A 16,592-nucleotide genomic window follows, 5' to 3' on the forward strand; every position below is an offset into this window, starting at 1 on the left:
AGGGCCCGGTGCACGACCCTCAGGGCTCGGTGGCGTCGAGCGCCGCCTGGGCGACCCGCCGTACCACGGTCCTTCGGTCGGCGCTGCGCCAGGCGAGCGCGGTCGAGCAGTGGATGTTCCCGGACAGGGGCACGATGACGACGTTGGCCCGGGCGTAGTGCTCGTCGGTGCTCTCGGAGACCAGTGCGACACCGCGGCCGACGGAGACGAGTTCGAGGGTCTCCTCGATGGACCGCGACATCACCATGTCCCGCAGGTCGGTGATGCCCACGGCCTGCGGGGTGCGGAACTCGGCCCAGGCCCGGTCCTCGGAGAGGGGAACGACCCAGGTGCGCCCGGCGAGTTCGGACGGTTCGACACGGTCCCGGCCTGCCAGCGGATCGTCCAGGGGGAGGGCGACCGCCCGGCGGTCACTGGCGACCGTCAGGCTCCGGATCGTGGGGCCGTCCAGTGGCGGCCACACGATGGCGAGGTCGGACTGACCGGACGTCAGACCGCAGCTCGGGTCGGCGTAGTCGTAGCGGCGCAGGGTGATGTCGGCGTTCGTCTCGTCCCGGACGAGCTTCATGAGCCACGAGGTGCGGCGGCCGGCCGCCTCCCCCATGAAGCCGATCGTGAGGCTCGGTCCGCGGTCCGCCAGCAGCGCGTCGACCTGGTCGGCCGCGTCCACGGCCGCGAGGGCGTCACCGAGCAACTGCCGTCCGAAGTCGGTGAGATGAACGCCGTCGCGGGTGCGGCTCAGGAGCGGCCGGCCGGCCTCGGACTCCAGGCGGCGGATCGCGTCGCTCACCGCCGGCTGCCGCACCTTGAGGGCGTCGGCCGCCCGCTGGAACGAACCCGTGCGAGCGACGGCGGTGAAGGCACGCAACATGGCAAGCGTCGTAGGCACCTTCGGAGCATAACCGGCACCCTCCAACCATCGCTTATGGCCATCGGCTCTGCTTATGGGGGGCGGGAGGCGCGGGAGGGCCGATGATCGAACGCATGCGGCACCGCGAGGAGCTGGAGATGCTGCACGGCTTCCGCTCGCCCCTGCTCTAGGCGCACTCGTCGAGTACGCGCCGGTCGCCCTGACCGCACTGGCACGACCTGCTCCCATCCGAAAGAAGGTAGTCCGTTGTCAGCCACTCCGTCTGTTGCCGCCATCGTCGACGGTTACTCCTCAGGAATCGTCAAGGAGCTGCGCTCGCTGAACGTCAGCGCGGTGCTCGCCGGGCAGAAGCCCGGAGTGTCGCTCTCCGGCCGGCTCTGCCTCGTCTGATGCTGCGCAGTACTCTGCACGCGGTCCGCGGGCTCGCGCCCGAACTGCGTACCCTGTTCATCACCACCCTGCTCTTCCGCTCCGGAACCATGGCGTTCCCGTTCCTGTCCGCCTACCTGGTGGCGCAGAACGACTACTCCGCGGGGCAGGTGGGCTCGATCGTCAGCGCCTACGGGCTCGGCGCGCTGGCCGCCGACCTCGCGGCCGGGCCGGTCCTGCGCTTCGTGTCCGCGCGGACCGTGATGATCAGCGGGCTGGTGGGCAACGCGGCGCTGGTGCTGGTCCTTCCGCTCGCGGAAAGCGCCGCGCTGCTCACGGTGGGCACCCTCGTATGGGGCTTCTTCTACGAGGCGTTCACGCCGGCCGCGTATGCGGAGACTGTGCGGTACTCGCAGGAGAACGACCGCAAGGTCGCCTTCTCCTGCAACCGGCTCGCCATCAACGTCGGCATGGGCATCGGACCGGCGCTGGGCGGACTCGTGTTCGCCTGGCGGCCGGCCGGCCTGTTCCTCATCAACGCCTGTGTCGTCCTGGCGACCGCCGTCTTCCTCACCCTGCGGACCTCCGACGGGGCCGTGGCGGCGGGGGAGAAGGCGGTCCGGGGCCGCATGGTGGCGCCGACCCTCAAGGGCGAGACCCGGTTCTGGACGATCTTCCTGCTGGCCCTCCCGATCCATCTCGCGTACGCGCTGCCACCGACCTTCCTCAGCGCCTACGTGATCCACGAGCGCGGCCTCGACAGCTTCTGGGCCGGCATCATCTTCTTCGTCAACGCCGGTGCCATCGTGCTCTTCGAGGTGCCGCTGAACACGGCGATGCGGAACGTGAGCCACTACGCCTCGCTGCTGGTCGGCTATCTGCTGGCCGGCGCGGGCTTCGCGCTCATGGGCCTGTCCGGTGCGGGGCCCGCGCTGGTGGGCGCGACGCTGCTGTGGACCGCGGCCGAGATGATCGTCTTCCCGGCGCTCCTCCACTACGTCAGCGAGGTCTCCGACCCGTCCGTCACCGGCCGCAACATGGGGCTCTACTCGGCGGGCGTCAACGTGGGCCTGATCGCCGTGCCCCAGCTGAGCCTCACGCTCACGTCGGGCGGCCACCCGGCGAGCCCGTGGTACGTGGTCGGAGCCGCCGTCGGCGTCGCGCTCGTCCTGATCGTCACCGTCCGGCGCAGTACCTACCTCTGGCTGACCGAGGCCGAGCCGGAACCCACTCCTGTCTTCTGACCCAACGGAGTTGGCGCATGCCCATCCACTTCAACAACGCGGGCGCGGGCCTCATGCCCGAGGCCGTGACGCAGGCCATGACCGGCTACCTGGCCGAAGAGGCACAGGGTGGCGCCTACGCGGCCGAGCAACGGCACGCGGACACCCTCGAACACGGGGTGTACGAGACGCTCGCGGGCGCCGCCGAGGAACTCACCGAAGCGCGCACGGGGGTCGGTGACGACACCGCCCCGCCAGCGGAGGGCGGCGCCACGGTGTGCCCCGAGGCGACGGTGCTGCCGCCGCTGACGGAAACCCTCGGCCAGGTCCATGCCGCGTCAGGTCCCTTCCAACTGGCGGCCGTCCTGAGCCACGCCGCCGCCTCGGGTCGGCCGATCGATTCGCGCTGCTGACCTCGGCCGAACCCCAGGGCATCGCGGTCGCCGCTGTCCTGCGAGTCAAGGGAGAAACCGTTGTCGTTTGAGACCGCCTTCGCCGTCACACCGTCGAGCTCCGGCTTCCGGGGCACGGTAGGCGAGGAATGGATGTTCGCGGGCCGCGTCTTCGGCGGCTGCGTGGCGGCGTTCGCGAGCGAGGTCGCCCGGGCCGCCGCACCGCATCTCGTCCTGGGCGGAATCCAGGGCTCCTATCCGCGGGCGGCCTCGCCCGGCCCCATCGAGGGCCGCGTCGAGACCATCCGCAAGGGCCGGAGCACCGAGTTGGTCCGCGTCGACCTGATCCAGGGTGACGAACCGGTCTTCACCGCCCAGGCCTGGCTGCTCGACAGCACGCTGGTGCCGGCCGACCCGGCCGGCACCGACGTGGAACCCCCGGAATCCGCCGCCCCGGTGACCTGGCTGGAGGACGAGGTCGCCTTCTTCAAGAACCTCGAGGTCCGGGCGATCGACTACCCGCTCACCCCGGCCGGGCTCGGCGACGGCGTCCCCCGGTGCGAGGTCTGGGTCAGGGGCCGCCCGGACCTGATCGGCGAGGCGACCCACGGCGCGGCCGTCGACCTGCTGCTCTTCGACAGCTTCCTGCTGGAGTGCGTGTTCCGCAGCGAGGGAGTCGGCACCGTCCAGCCGATCACCCTGGACCTGGGCGTCCGCTGGACCCGGCACGTCCCCATCCAGGCGTGGCGCCGCCTCACCACGGAGGCGACCATCACCGACGGCATCGCACTGGCCGAGGGAACCAACCGGACCGCCGACGGCGCCGTCCTGTCCACGGCCACCACGCTCGGCAGGCTGCTCTGGCGAACCGACACCGAGGCCCGGAAGTGACGGTCGGCGGGCAAGGCGATCTGATACCGGTATGAAGATTCGCATCGGCGTGGGGAACGTGCCCGAGCGCGGTACACCGCCCGGCGATCCCGATCTGGCCTGCCTGGTGACCGAGCTGGAGACGCACGGGGTCGACTCGGTGTGGCTGTCCGACCTGGTCTCCGCGCCGAGCGTGGTCGATCCGCTGGTCGGCGTCGGCTACGCCGCGGGTCTCACCCAGCGGCTGAAGCTGGGCATGAGCGTGGTGGTCCTGCCCGGCCGCAACCCGGCGGTGTTCGCGGCGCAGCTGGCGAGCCTGGCCGCGCTCGCCCCGCGCCGCGTCCTGCCCGTCTTCGGCGTCCGCCCCGCCCGGCGCGCCGACCGGACGGTGTTCCCCGTGCCGGACGGGCGGCGCGCCGAGGTGTTCGAGGAGGCGCTCGGCGTGGTGCGGGCCCTGCTGACCGAGCCGTTCGTCACCCACCACGGCCGGTACTTCCACCTGGACGGGGCCTCGGTCGCCCCGCTGCCCGCGCGGCCCCTGGACCTGTGGCTCAGCGGCCGGGTCCCGGCCGCCCTGGACCGGGTCGGCCGGCTCGGTGACGGCTGGCTCGGCAGCAACATCACCCCGGCCGAGGCCGAAGGCTGCCGGGCCCGGATCGTGAGCGCCGCCGACCGCGCGGCCCGGACGATCGAGGAGGACCACTACGGCACCTACCTGACGATCGTCCAGGACGACGCCGACGAGCACGCCGTGGACGCCCTGCTGGCCCGGCTGCACCAGGACCGCCCCGACGTGGCCGACCCGCGCACCCTGCTGTGCTGGGGCTGGGCCGACGCCCGCGAGCACCTGCGCCGCCTCACCGACGCCGGCCTGTCGAAGTTCGTGGTGCGCCCGGCGGGCCCGGTGACCTCGCGCCGCGCCTTCGTCGAGGCGTTCACCACCGAGCTGATGCCCCTGGAGAACCGCTGACCTGCGCGCAGCGGGCTGAGCGCCCCATCCCAGGCCGGCAACTCGTCCATGTGACGGCGCGCCCGCACCGCGAGCGGTAGGCGATCGAGAACAGCAGCGGCCGCAGTTCCTCGCACTCCTAGGCGGCAGCTGTGCCGAATGCAGCCATCGCGTCCGCTACCAGGGCACCGGTCCGTCCGCGTCGAAGAACCAGGCGGTCGGACCGTCGGTCGCGAGTGTGGCCAGTCGGACCACGACCTCGGCCCCCTGCGCGGGGGTGAGGTATCCGCGGTGGTTGTTGATGTCCGTGTCCACGTAACCGGGGTCGGCGGCGTTGATCAGGAAGCCGTCCTTGCGCAACTCCTGGGCGTACTGCACGGTCAGTGCGTTCAGCGCGGTCTTGGAGGGCATGTACGCGGCCGACGTCGGCAGCCCCGCCGCCGGGCCGTCCGGGTCACTGGTGATGGTCAGCGACGCGGCGGCGCTGCTGACGTTGACGATGCGCGGCGCCGGTGACTTCCGCAGCAGCGGGAGCATCGCGTTGGTCACCGCGATCACCCCGAAGACGTTGGTCTCGAAGACCGACCGGACCATGTCCAGGTCGACGGTGCTGGGGATCTGATCGACGGCGTCCTCGGGCGAGACCTGCCCCGAGCCGGTGATGCCCGCGTTGTTGACCAGCACGTCGAGGTGGCCGAAGCGCTCCTCGATCTCCCGCGCGGCCTCACGGATGGTCGTCGGGTCGGTCACGTCCAGGGTGACCGCGTGCGCGTAGCCGCCCGCCGCGCAGACCTCGGCGGCGGCCTCCTCGCCGCGTCGCAGGTCTCTGGCGCCGATCAGGACCCTCATGCCCAACGCGGCGAGCTGCTGGGCGACCGCACGGCCGATCCCCTTGTTCGCCCCGGTGATCAGTGCCACCTTCTGGTGAGTGGTGGGCTCGTTCACGATCAAGCTCCTGTCCGGGTGAGACTGTGTTCACCACCCAGGACGAGACAGCCGGTCCGTCTGTGACGTGGCGGACCGCGCCGAGCGAGGACCGAGGGCGGCTCTACAGCCAGTCCCGCCGCTTGAAGATGACGTACAGGCTGACGCAGACGACCCCCATCAACCCGATCGCGAAGGGGTAGCCGAACCACCAGTGCAGCTCCGGGATGTGCGAGAAGTTCATGCCGTAGATCGTGCCGACGAGGGTCGGGGCGAAGAGGATGGCGGCCCACGACGAGATCTTCTTGACCTCCTCGTTCTGCTCGAACCCCGCCTCAGCCAGGGCCCGCATCTCCGCGTTCTGCTGCTGGGTCACCAGGGTCGCGTTGACGGTCAGGATCTCGGTGAGGGCCTGGCGGAAGCCGTCGACGCGTTCGCTGGTGTGGGTGACGTGGTCGGCGACGTCACGGAGGTAGCGCTGGAGTTCCTCGTCGGTCTCGTACTTGGCGAAACCCGCCATGAGGCCGTGCAGCATGCCGACCAGCGGGCGGGTGGCGCGCTGGAACTCGACCATCTCGCGGGAGAGTTCGTAGATGCGGCGGGAGACCTCGGGGTCGCCGCGGAAGACCTCGGTCTCGATCTCGTCGATGTCGTTCTGGACGCCGGAGACGACCGGCGCGTAGCCGTCGACCACCGCGTCGAGGATCGCGTACAGGACCGCCTCGGGGCCCAGCTTCAGCAGTTCGGGGGAGTCCTCCATGCGGCGGCGGACCGCGGACAGGTCGGGGGCCGCGCCGTGCCGGACGGTGATGACGAAGTCGGGGCCGACGAAGACGTGCAGCTCGCCGAAGTCGACCTCCTCCGGCGCGTCCAGGTAGCGGGCGGCACGCAGGACGACGAAGAGCGTGTCGCCGTAGCGCTCCAGCTTCGGGCGCTGGTGGGCCTCCATCGCGTCCTCGACAGCGAGCGGGTGCAGATCGAACTCGGCGGCCAGGGAGAGAAGTTCCTGCGCCGTGGGCCGGGCGAGGCCGATCCAGGCCATGCCCGAGGGCTGTTCGCGCAGCTCGCGGAAGGTCTCGGCGAGCGTGGCGGGGGAGGAGACACGGACGCCGTCCCGGTACAGCGCCGCCTGGACGACACTGGCCGGCTCGGCCGGCTCCGAAGGCTCCGGGGTAGCCGTGGTGGTCTCGGCGGAGGGGGCTGCGGTGACGGCACGGCGCCAGACGGACCTGCGGCCGCCGTTTCTGCCGTTGGGGCGCTCGGACATCGGCCGGCCTCTCCGTCGAGCCTGCGTACGGCGTGATCACGAAGCGGAATACGTGCAGGATAGCCGCGGTCTCCCGGTCCGGGCGCCCGGATCCGGTGCTGGGTTCGGTGAGAGTTACGGACAGAAGGTGTCCGCAACCAGCGCTAGCGTGCGGGCATGACGAAGAGCAGCGCGGCACCGGCTCCCCTCCTGGACACCCGTGCGCTGAACCGTGCCACCCTCGACCGGCAGCTCCTGCTGCGCCGCTCCCCGCTGTCCGCCGCGGACGCCGTACGGCACCTCCTCGGCCTGCAGGCACAGAACGTCAGGCCCCCGTACTACGCCCTCGCCGCCCGCCTCGACGGCTTCGCCCCCGAGCAGCTGTCCGCGCTCCTGGCCGACCGCGCGGCCGTCCGGATCGTCACCCTGCGCTCCACCATCCACACCCACACCGCCGAGGACTGCCTGACCCTCCGGCCGCTCGTCCAGCCCGCCCGGGACCGGGAGCTGACCAACTTCCGCAAGGGCCTCGCCGGAGTCGACCTCGACCGGCTGGCCGCACTCGCCCGGGAGCTGGTCGAGACCGAGCCGCGGACCATGGCCCAGCTGCGCGAGGCGCTCGGCGCCCAGTGGCCGGACGCCGACCCGCAGTCCCTCGGCGTCGCCGCCCGCTGCCGGCTGCCCCTGGTCCAGGTGACCCCGCGCGGCCTGTGGGGCCGCAGCGGACAGGTGGCCCTGACGACGGCCGAGCAGTGGCTGGGCCGCCCGGCCGAGCCGGCCCCCGCCCCGGACGCCGTGGTCCTGCGCTACCTCGCCGCGTTCGGCCCCGCCTCCGTCAAGGACATGCAGACCTGGGCCGGACTCACCCGGCTCAAGGACGCCTTCGAACGCCTGCGCCCCACGCTCCTCACCTTCCGGGACCCGAACGGAGTCGAACTGTTCGACCTGCCCGACGCGCCCCGACCCGACCCCGACACCCCGGCCCCGCCCCGCTTCCTGCCCGAGTTCGACAACCTGCTCCTCTCCCACGCCGACCGCACCCGCGTCATACCCGCCGAGTACTGGGGCCGCAGCTGGCAGCGCAATCAGGCCTACCGCACCCTCCTCGTCGACGGCTTCCTGGCCGGCCTGTGGAAGCTGGACGGTGACACCCTGGTCATCGAGCCCTTCGGGGAGCTGACAAAGGCCCAGCGGGAGGACGTGACCGCGGAGGGCGCCCGGATGCTGGCGACGCTGCACCCGGAGACGTCGTACGACATCCGGTTCGGCACCGTCGTACGGCGCTGAGGCGCCCCCCGGACGTCTCAGCGCCGTACGACGCATGGAGAGGGGGCGTTGCGGGCCGCTCGTGGTGGCCCGCAACGCCCCCTGGTATCTACCTGAGGGATGCTCAGGTGTTCTGCTTCCGGGTCACGAGTTGACCTGCGTGGTCACGAGGTTCGAGAAGGTGGTCAGCCGGGTGTACACACCCGGGTAACCGGCCTCCGCGCACCCCTCGCCCCAGGAAGTGATCCCTGCCAGGACGCCCCCGATGAGCAGGGGACCGCCGCTGTCGCCCTGGCAGGTGTCTACGCCGCCGGACGTGTATCCGGCGCAAACCATGTCGGTCTGGACGAAGTCCGAACCGTAGGAGCTCTTACAGCTGGAGTCGGACACGGTCGGGACGGTCGCGGTCCGCAGCTGGTTGGAGGAGCTGCCGTTCTCCGAGGTGGTGCCCCAGCCGAGGATGCGGGCCGTGGTGCCGGCCGCGTACACGCCCGTCTGGGACGAGGAGACGTACGACGCCGGGGTGTACGGCATCGACGTCGAGAGGGTCAGGACGGCCACGTCGTCGCCGTTGGTGGCGTCGGTGTAGTCCGGGTTGATCCAGATCTTGCTGACCCGGCTGACCGTGCCGTTGGTGCCGTTCAGGTAGGTCCGGCCGCCGACCACACGGACACCGCTGGTCGACTCGCCGACCATGCAGTGCGCGGCTGTCACGACCTTCTTGGCGGCCACCAGGGTGCCGCCGCAGAACTGGCTACCGGACGCGTCCGTGATCTGCATCATGAAGGGGTACGCCGTGGTGGTGGTCGTCGTACCGCCCACGATGGGCTGGGGTGCGGCGCTCGCCGTGGGGGAGGCGATCAGCGAGGTCACCGCGGCGGCGGCGGTGGCCACCAGGGTCGCGGCGGTCTTTCTGGCACGTCTTGACCCGAACATGAGTCTCCTCAGTGGGGTTGCCGGTGGGGGGTCGCGCGGGCGGGGGTCGTGCACGGGGGTCGCGGGACCGACCCCCGTATGCCCGGGCGAGCGGCACGCCCTTTACGCTAGGACCCGGAACCCTCGGCTCCCAATGAGGGAACCCCCTAGGGGCTTGGGTGAGGGATAACCCTCGGTCCGGATCAGTTAACCTGGCGCGCCGTCACTTCGCGCGCCGCGCCGCCGCCAAACGGACGATGTCCACCCGCGAGCGGATCCCCAGCTTGCGGTAGACCCGGGTCAGCGTCGCCTCGACCGTCTTCACACTGACGAACAGCCGGGACGCGATCTCCCTGTTCGTGGCGCCCTCCATGACGAGCGCGGCGACCTGACGCTCCATCGCGGCCAGGCCTGCCAGCGCGTCGAGCCCGTCCAGCGTGTCCGGCACGGCGAGGGCCGGCTCGGGCTCCGGGGCGGTGAGGGCCTCGTCCACCTGGCGCAGCCACGGTAGCGCGCGGCAGCGGCGGAACAGCCGGGTGGCCTCGTCGTACGCCGTCGACCTGCGCGGGCCGCCCTCCGGGCGCCGGGTGCGCAGCTGGGCCAGCGCGAACGCGGCCCGGGCCTCCTCCAGGCCGTAGCCGAGCTTCGCGAGCCGGTCCTGAGCGGACGTCAGCTGGGCGACGGCTGCGTCGGGGTCGCCTTGCGCGGCGCGCACCAGCGCCTCCGCGCGGTCGAGCACGGCGAGGACGCTCCCCCGGTCGAGCCTGAGGGCGTGCTCGCGGCTGGCGTCGATGACGTCCTGCGCCTCGGCCGGCTCACCGATGCGGACCAGCGCCTCGGCGAGGTCGCCGTGCCAACGGCCGCGCGCCGGGTCGGTGATGCCGAGGTCGAGCTCCAGGCGGCGCACCCGGCGCAGCGAACGCACCGTGCCCGCCGGATCGCCGGCCACCAACTGGGCGTACCCGAGCGCGCCCAGCGCCCGGGACAGATACATCTGGTCGCCGTCCTCCTCGGCGTGCTCCACCGCCTCCCGGGCCAGGGCCAGCGCCCGGTCCACGTCCCCGCCGGAGGCCTCCGCGAGCGAGGTGAGCATCGCCGAGGCGGTCTCGCCGATACCGGAGTCCCGGGCGAGCCGCAGACTGTCGCGGGCCAGCTCCAGGGCGCGGCCGCAGTGCCCGGCGTGCAGCTCGGTCTCCGCGAGGCCGCGCAGGAAGTGCACCTCGCTCTCCACCGAGCCGCGCCGGCGCACCTCGCGCAGCAGCGCGGTGACCGTCGTCCGGGCCTCGGTCAGCTGGTCGCCCATGACCAGCCAGCGGAACCGGGCGCTGCCCGCGCCGTTGTGGTGGCAGGCCACCGTCGGGTCCTGGGGCTCCTTCAGGGCGCGCTTGATGGTCCGGGGGGCCTCCGGATGGCCCATCAGGGTCTCGGTCTGCGCCTGGAAGGCGAGGGAGAGCAGCTCGGTGCGCCGGTCGCCGCCGCGCTCGGCCAGTTCGGCGGCGTGCGCGGCCGCCTCGCGGGCCTCGGTGAAGTCGCCCTCCACGATCAGCGCCCGCCACGCCAGCTGGTAGTGGACGAGGGCCAGCAGCCGCGGGTCGTCGCCGGCGTCGGCGAGGGCCTGCGGGAAGACGGCGTCGACCTCGGCCATGGTGTGGCCGGCGGTGTCGATGACGTAGATCCAGGCCCGTACCCGGTCGGCGGGCACGGTCGCCCGGGTGAGCACCTCGCGGGCGATGTCCCGGGCCAGGTCGAGATCGCCCGCGGTGATCGCGTCCTCGGCCGCCTGCAGCCGCCGCTCCTCGGGGCCGGGCGCGCTGTCGGCGGGAGTGTGCCGGGCGGCGAGGAGCCCCAGCTGGGCGGCGACCGACGGGGCACCCCGGTCCCGGGCGAGGGCCGCGGCCTCGGCGAGCCGGGCGGCCACCTCGGGGTCGGTGCCGGTGGTGGCGAGGGCGAGGTGCCGGGCCCGCTCGATCGGGTCGGAGGCCGCCGTGGACAGGGCCGCGTGCGCGGCCCGCCGTTCCTGGGCGGGTGCCTCCGCGTACAGCGCGGCGGATATGAGCGGGTGCGCGAACCGTACGGCCGGTGCGTCCGGCTCGGTGGCGAGCAGGCCGAGTTCGGCGGCCTGGGCGCACTCGGCCTCGGCGTTCTTCCGGCCGGCCGCGTGCAGCAGCGCCGGGGTGGGGCGGGCGCCGGCGCTGGCCACCAGCAGGGTGCGGCGGGCCTCGACCGAGAGCATGTCCAGGCGGCTGAGCACCAGGGCGCGCAGCGAGGTCGGCACCGGCAGCGGCTCGCCGGGCCGGGGCGGGGTGGGGCTCTCGGCGAGGGCGCGGCCCAGCTCCAGGGCGAACAGCGGGTTGCCGCCACTGGTGCGGTGGATCTCGCGCACCGTGGAGCGGGGCAGGCTGCCGTGGCCGCGGTGGTCGAGCAGCTTGGCCACCTGGGTGCGAGTGAGCGGGCCGAGCCGGACGGCGAGCGTGTCCGGCGGGCAGGCGCGCAGATGACGGTCGTACTCCTGGCTCTCCTGGCCCTCCGTGCGCACCGCGCACAGCAGCTGCACCGGGGTGCCCTCCAGGCGACGGGCGGCGAAGCCGAGCAGCTCGGCGCTGGCCGGATCCAGCCACTGCAGGTCGTCGGCGACGACCAGGACCGGTCCCCGGGCGGCGAGCGCGCGCAGCGCGGAGAGCACCGCGAGGCGCAGGGCGAGGCCGTCGCGCTGGAGGCTGGACTCGCCGCGTCCGGTGAGCGCCGACTCCAGGGCGGTGCGCTGGGCGGCGGGCAGCCGCGGGGAGACGTCGTCGAGGACCAGACCGAGGAGGTCGGCGAGGGCCAGGAAGGGGAGGTGGGATTCGGACTCCGTGGCGGAGCACCGCAAGACGGTGCGCGCGCCGGCGCCGTATTCCTCGGCCAATGCCCGCAGGACGGTGGATTTCCCTATTCCGGCGGGGCCGTGCAGGAGCACACTGCCGCCCGAGCCCAGTTGGTCACGGGCCGCAGTGAACAGCTCCTCGCGGCCGATGAGCAGGTCGGGGCGGCATCGGGCAGGCTCCTGGAAGTCCCGTCGCACGGTCACCGCTCCCCTCCTGTGTCGTGTCCGGGCCAAATTCTAAGCAACGATCCTTTAAATTCGGACGGAAGCCGTGGTGAGGGAAATAACAAACGGTCGCGCATAGGTAAATTCAAAGCGACGTCGCCTGAATGGGCAAGGTTCCTTACGGCTGCTGTGAAGAGCCCTACGGGCCCGCCTACGGCAGCAGTCCCGCCCGCCTCGCCGCGGTCACCGCCTCCCCTCGTGTGTGTGCGCCCAGCTTCCGCATCGCCGAGCGCAGATACCCTTTCACCGTCTCCGGGCGCAGGCCCAGCCGTTCGGCCACGGCCGCGTTCGTGGCGCCCGCCGCCACCCAGGACAGCACGTCCAGCTCGCGTGGCGCCAGGCTCGCGCCCCCGGCGGGGCGAGGTACGGCCAGCAGCCCGCAGGCGGCGAGCAGTTCGGCGCGCAGGCCCGGGTCGGCGATCCGGGGCGCCAGCGCGCGCAGCGCCGCATGGGCCTCGCGCACCTGCTCCCAGGCGGCACCCTGCCCCTCGGGGCCGTCGGCGGGCTCCGGCCGGGCCGCCGCCAGCAGTACCCGTGCCTCGTCCCGCACCACCAGCGCCTGCTCCACGTCCCGTGCCACCGCCACCGCCTCGCCCAGCGTGCGGTCGCCCAGCGGCTGGGCCGACCGCAGCGCGCCGTACAGCACCCCGCGCACCCGCCGCCGTACGACGAACGGCACCGCGAGCACCGAGCGGATGCCCTCGGCGGCCACCGGGACGTCGTACTCGTGGCTGATCTGCCGGGAGCTGGAGTAGTCCGTGACCGCGCACGGTCGGGCCAGCGCGACCGCCTTGCCGCCCAGCCCGTTGCCGGAGGTCACCGCGAGCGAGCTGAGGGCGGCGGTGGCCGTGCCGCTCAGCTCGCTGATGCGGATCTGCGGCCGGCCGTACTCGACCAGGCCGCCGAAGGCGACCGGAAGCCCGGTGGTGCGCCGCAGCCGGACCAGCGCACCGCGTATCTCCACCGCCGCCACGGCCTGTGCTGACACCCCAGACACCTCTTCACTCCTTCGGTGCGGTCACGCGGGGGGACCACACCCCCGTTCGGGGGTAGTGAGACCTGCATCACGGATTAGACGATGCCAGAGAGCCGCCCGGCAATGGTCCGGAACAGTAGGAGGAACCGATGACGACGGCGACCGAGGTCTTCAGGAGTGCCCGGGACTTCCTGCTGGAGCACCGCGAGGACTACGCCACCGCCCACGAGGGCTTCGCCTGGCCACGGCCCGAGCACTTCAACTGGGCGCTGGACTGGTTCGACGTGATCGCCGGCGGCAACGACCGGACCGCCCTGCACATCGTCGAGGAGGACGGTACCGAGACCCGGCTGTCCTTTGCCGAGATGGCCGAGCGCTCGAACCGGGTCGCGAACCACCTGCGCGCGCGGGGCGTCGGCGCCGAGGACCGCATCCTGGTCATGCTCGGCAACCAGGCCGAGCTGTGGGAGACCGCGCTGGCCGCGATGAAGCTGCGCGCCGTCGTGATCCCGGCCACCCCGCTGCTCGGCCCCGCCGACCTGCGCGACCGGGTCGAGCGCGGCCGGGTGAAGCATGTGCTGGTACGGGCCGAGGACGCCGCCAAGTTCGTGGACGTGCCCGGCGCCTACACCCGGATCGCGGTCGGCGGGGTGCCGCAGGAGGGCTGGGAGGCGTACGAGGACGCGTACACCGCCCCCGCCGAGTTCACCCCCGACGGGCCCACGCTGGCCGACGACCCGCTGATGCTGTACTTCACCTCTGGCACGACCGCCCGCCCCAAGCTGGTCGAGCACACCCACACCTCGTACCCCATCGGCCACCTGGCCACCATGTACTGGATCGGCCTCAGGCCCGGTGACGTGCACCTGAACATCTCCTCGCCCGGCTGGGCCAAGCACGCCTGGTCCAACCTGTTCGCCCCCTGGAACGCCGAGGCGACCGTCTTCATCCACAACTACGCGCGCTTCGACGCGGGCCGGCTGATGGCCGAGATGGACCGGGCAGGGGTGACCACCTTCTGCGCCCCGCCGACCGTGTGGCGCATGCTCATCCAGGCCGACCTGACCCAGCTCGCCACCCCGCCCCGCGAGGTCGTCGCCGCGGGCGAACCGCTCAACCCCGAGGTCATCGAGCAGGTCCGCCGGGCCTGGGGCGTCACCATCCGGGACGGCTTCGGGCAGACCGAGACCGCCGTCCAGGTCTCCAACAGCCCCGGCCAGATCCTGAAGACCGGCTCCATGGGCCGGCCCAGCCCCGGCTACCGCGTCGAACTCCTCGACCCGATCTCCGGCGCCCCCGGCGCCACCGAGGGCGAGATCGCCCTCGACCTGTCCGAGCGTCCGGTGGGCCTGATGACCGGCTACCACGGCGACCCCGACCGCACCGCCGAGGCCATGGCCGGCGGCTACTACCGCACCGGCGACATCGCCTCCCGGGACGAGGACGGCTACCTGACGTACGTCGGCCGCGCCGATGACGTCTTCAAGGCCTCCGACTACAAGATCAGCCCGTTCGAGCTGGAGAGTGCGCTGCTGGAGCACGAGGCGGTCGCCGAGGCCGCGGTCGTGCCCGCACCGGACGAGCTGCGCCTGGCCGTGCCCAAGGCGTACATCGTCCTCGCCGAGGGCTGGCAGCCCGGACCCGACACCGCGAAGGTGCTGTTCGAGCACTCCCGTGAGGTCCTCGCCCCCTACAAGCGCATCCGCCGCCTGGAGTTCGGCGCCCTGCCCAAGACCGTCTCCGGCAAGATCCGCCGGATCGAGCTGCGCGAGGCCACGGCCGCGGGCTCGCAGGCCGAGTACCGCGAGGAGGACTTCCGATGACCTCGGAATCGTCGTACACGCACGGCACGAGCGGGACGGCCCTGCTCGGCGACACGATCGGCGCCAACCTGGACCGGGCCGTCGCCGCCTGGCCGGACCGCGAGGCGCTCGTCGACGTGCCGTCGGGGCGGCGCTGGACGTACGCCGAGTTCCGCGCGGACGTGGACGCGCTGGCGTACGCGCTGCTGGCGAGCGGGGTCGCCAAGGGCGACCGCGTGGGCATCTGGGCGGTCAACTGCGCCGAGTGGGTACTGGTCCAGTACGCCACCGCCCGCATCGGCGCGATCATGGTGAACATCAACCCGGCCTACCGCACCCACGAGGTCGAGTACGTCCTCAACCAGGCCGGAATCTGCCTGCTGTTCGCGTCCCTCAGCCACAAGACCAGCGACTACCAGGCGATGGTGGAGGAAGTACGGGGCAGGTGCCCGCAGCTGCGGGAGACCGTGTACATCGGCGACCCGAGCTGGGAGGCGTTGCTCGGCCGCGCGAACCCGGACGTCCCGTTCGAGGCCCTGTCCTGCGACGACCCCATCAACATCCAGTACACCTCGGGCACCACAGGGTTCCCCAAGGGGGCCACCCTCTCCCACCACAACATCCTCAACAACGGCTACTTCGTGGGTGAGTCGATCGCCTACACCGAGCAGGACCGGATCTGCATCCCGGTGCCCTTCTACCACTGCTTCGGCATGGTGATGGGCAACCTCGCGGCGACCTCGCACGGCGCCTGCATGGTCATCCCGGCGCCGTCCTTCGACCCGAAGGCCACGCTGGAGGCGGTCCAGCAGGAGCGCTGCACGTCCCTGTACGGCGTCCCGACCATGTTCATCGCGGAGCTGAACCTCCCCGACTTCGCGTCGTACGACCTCTCGTCCCTGCGCACCGGCATCATGGCGGGTTCGCCCTGCCCGGTCGAGGTGATGAAGCGGGTGGTCGCCGAGATGCACATGGAGGAGGTGTCCATCTGCTACGGCATGACGGAGACCTCTCCGGTCTCCCTGCAGACGCGGATCGACGACGATCTGGAGCACCGCACCGGCACCGTGGGCCGTGTTCTGCCGCACCTGGAGGTGAAGATCGTCGACCCGGCGGACGGCGTGACCCAGCCCCGGGGCGTCGCGGGCGAGCTGTGCACCCGCGGCTACAGCGTGATGCTCGGCTACTGGAACGAGCCCGAGAAGACCGCCGAGGCCGTCGACGCGGGTCGCTGGATGCACACCGGGGACCTCGCCATGATGCGCGAGGACGGGTACGTGGAGATCGTCGGCCGGATCAAGGACATGATCATCCGGGGTGGCGAGAACATCTACCCGCGCGAGATCGAGGAGTTCCTCTACGGCCACCCGAAGATCCGGGACGTGCAGATCGTCGGGGTGCCGCACGAGAAGTACGGCGAGGAGGTCCTCGCCTGCGTGATCCCGCAGGACGCGGCCGACCCGGTCACCCTGGAGGGCCTGCGCGCCTTCTGCCAGGGCCGGCTCGCCCACTACAAGATCCCGAGCCGGCTGCAGATCCTCGACTCCTTCCCGATGACGGTGTCCGGGAAGGTGCGCAAGGTGGAGCTGCGGGAGAAGTACGGGATCTAGGTGTATTGACCCGCAGCGTTGTTCACGCGGCTGATCGGTGGCTGGCCGCCGAGTGCGGTGTGGCAGCGGTGGTGGTTGTAGGTGTGGAGGA

The 16,592-nt window shown here is 72.0% G+C and carries 14 protein-coding genes; 8 read left to right on the top strand and 6 right to left on the bottom strand.

The window, feature by feature from the left end; all coding sequences use genetic code 11:
• Positions 1–19: 19 nt before the first annotated feature.
• Positions 20–889: a LysR family transcriptional regulator gene (locus tag ACFY3C_RS42170; protein ID WP_390774658.1), complete on the bottom strand. Its 870-nt coding sequence runs from the start codon at positions 887–889 to the stop codon at positions 20–22.
• A 228-nt stretch (positions 890–1,117) separates the two neighbouring features.
• Between ACFY3C_RS42170 and ACFY3C_RS42175 the strand changes: the two genes are divergently transcribed.
• The 5 genes from ACFY3C_RS42175 to ACFY3C_RS42195 are packed head-to-tail and all read left to right on the top strand — an operon-like array spanning position 1,118 to position 4,695.
• Positions 1,118–1,261 carry a hypothetical protein gene (locus tag ACFY3C_RS42175; protein WP_390774659.1) on the top strand — a complete coding sequence of 48 codons (144 nt, stop codon included), beginning with the start codon at positions 1,118–1,120 and terminating at the stop codon, positions 1,259–1,261.
• Complete coding sequence (locus ACFY3C_RS42180) at positions 1,261–2,484, top strand: MFS transporter (protein WP_390774660.1); 1,224 nt, start codon at positions 1,261–1,263, stop codon at positions 2,482–2,484. The genes ACFY3C_RS42175 and ACFY3C_RS42180 overlap by 1 nt, the downstream gene beginning before the upstream one ends.
• 17 nt (positions 2,485–2,501) lie before the next feature.
• On the top strand, positions 2,502–2,876 hold the full coding sequence (locus tag ACFY3C_RS42185) for a hypothetical protein (RefSeq protein ID WP_390774661.1): 375 nt from the start codon (positions 2,502–2,504) through the stop codon (positions 2,874–2,876).
• 60 nt (positions 2,877–2,936) lie between these two features.
• Positions 2,937–3,746, top strand: coding sequence for a thioesterase family protein (locus ACFY3C_RS42190; protein WP_390774662.1), 810 nt, complete (start codon positions 2,937–2,939; stop codon positions 3,744–3,746).
• Positions 3,747–3,777: 31 nt separating this feature from the next.
• Complete coding sequence (locus tag ACFY3C_RS42195; protein ID WP_390774663.1) at positions 3,778–4,695, top strand: TIGR03854 family LLM class F420-dependent oxidoreductase; 918 nt, start codon at positions 3,778–3,780, stop codon at positions 4,693–4,695.
• 156 nt (positions 4,696–4,851) lie between these two features.
• Here the strand turns inward: ACFY3C_RS42195 and ACFY3C_RS42200 are convergent, their stop codons facing one another.
• On the bottom strand, positions 4,852–5,619 hold the full coding sequence (locus ACFY3C_RS42200; protein WP_390774664.1) for an SDR family NAD(P)-dependent oxidoreductase: 768 nt from the start codon (positions 5,617–5,619) through the stop codon (positions 4,852–4,854).
• A gap of 103 nt (positions 5,620–5,722) precedes the next feature.
• Positions 5,723–6,865, bottom strand: a complete 1,143-nt coding sequence (locus ACFY3C_RS42205) for a magnesium and cobalt transport protein CorA (RefSeq protein WP_390774665.1) — start codon at positions 6,863–6,865, stop codon at positions 5,723–5,725.
• A gap of 156 nt (positions 6,866–7,021) precedes the next feature.
• Between ACFY3C_RS42205 and ACFY3C_RS42210 the strand changes: the two genes are divergently transcribed.
• Positions 7,022–8,131: a winged helix DNA-binding domain-containing protein gene (locus ACFY3C_RS42210; protein ID WP_390774666.1), complete on the top strand. Its 1,110-nt coding sequence runs from the start codon at positions 7,022–7,024 to the stop codon at positions 8,129–8,131.
• A 123-nt stretch (positions 8,132–8,254) separates the two neighbouring features.
• Here the strand turns inward: ACFY3C_RS42210 and ACFY3C_RS42215 are convergent, their stop codons facing one another.
• The 3 genes from ACFY3C_RS42215 to ACFY3C_RS42225 all read right to left on the bottom strand — a co-directional run bounded on the left by ACFY3C_RS42215 (position 8,255) and on the right by ACFY3C_RS42225 (position 13,101).
• Complete coding sequence (locus tag ACFY3C_RS42215) at positions 8,255–9,046, bottom strand: S1 family peptidase (RefSeq protein ID WP_386576334.1); 792 nt, start codon at positions 9,044–9,046, stop codon at positions 8,255–8,257.
• 202 nt (positions 9,047–9,248) lie between these two features.
• Positions 9,249–12,092 carry an ATP-binding protein gene (locus tag ACFY3C_RS42220; RefSeq protein WP_390774667.1) on the bottom strand — a complete coding sequence of 948 codons (2,844 nt, stop codon included), beginning with the start codon at positions 12,090–12,092 and terminating at the stop codon, positions 9,249–9,251.
• Positions 12,093–12,264: 172 nt separating this feature from the next.
• Positions 12,265–13,101, bottom strand: coding sequence for a response regulator transcription factor (locus ACFY3C_RS42225; RefSeq protein ID WP_390774668.1), 837 nt, complete (start codon positions 13,099–13,101; stop codon positions 12,265–12,267).
• A gap of 137 nt (positions 13,102–13,238) precedes the next feature.
• Between ACFY3C_RS42225 and ACFY3C_RS42230 the strand changes: the two genes are divergently transcribed.
• Together ACFY3C_RS42230 and ACFY3C_RS42235 are read left to right on the top strand one after the other, a co-directional pair.
• Complete coding sequence (locus ACFY3C_RS42230) at positions 13,239–14,912, top strand: AMP-binding protein (protein ID WP_390774669.1); 1,674 nt, start codon at positions 13,239–13,241, stop codon at positions 14,910–14,912.
• On the top strand, positions 14,909–16,501 hold the full coding sequence (locus tag ACFY3C_RS42235; RefSeq protein ID WP_386576329.1) for an AMP-binding protein: 1,593 nt from the start codon (positions 14,909–14,911) through the stop codon (positions 16,499–16,501). The genes ACFY3C_RS42230 and ACFY3C_RS42235 overlap by 4 nt, the downstream gene beginning before the upstream one ends.
• The last annotated feature ends 91 nt before the right edge of the window (positions 16,502–16,592 follow it).

The sequence above is a fragment of the Streptomyces sp. NPDC001410 genome (assembly GCF_042895235.1).
Lineage (GTDB): Bacteria > Actinomycetota > Actinomycetes > Streptomycetales > Streptomycetaceae > Streptomyces.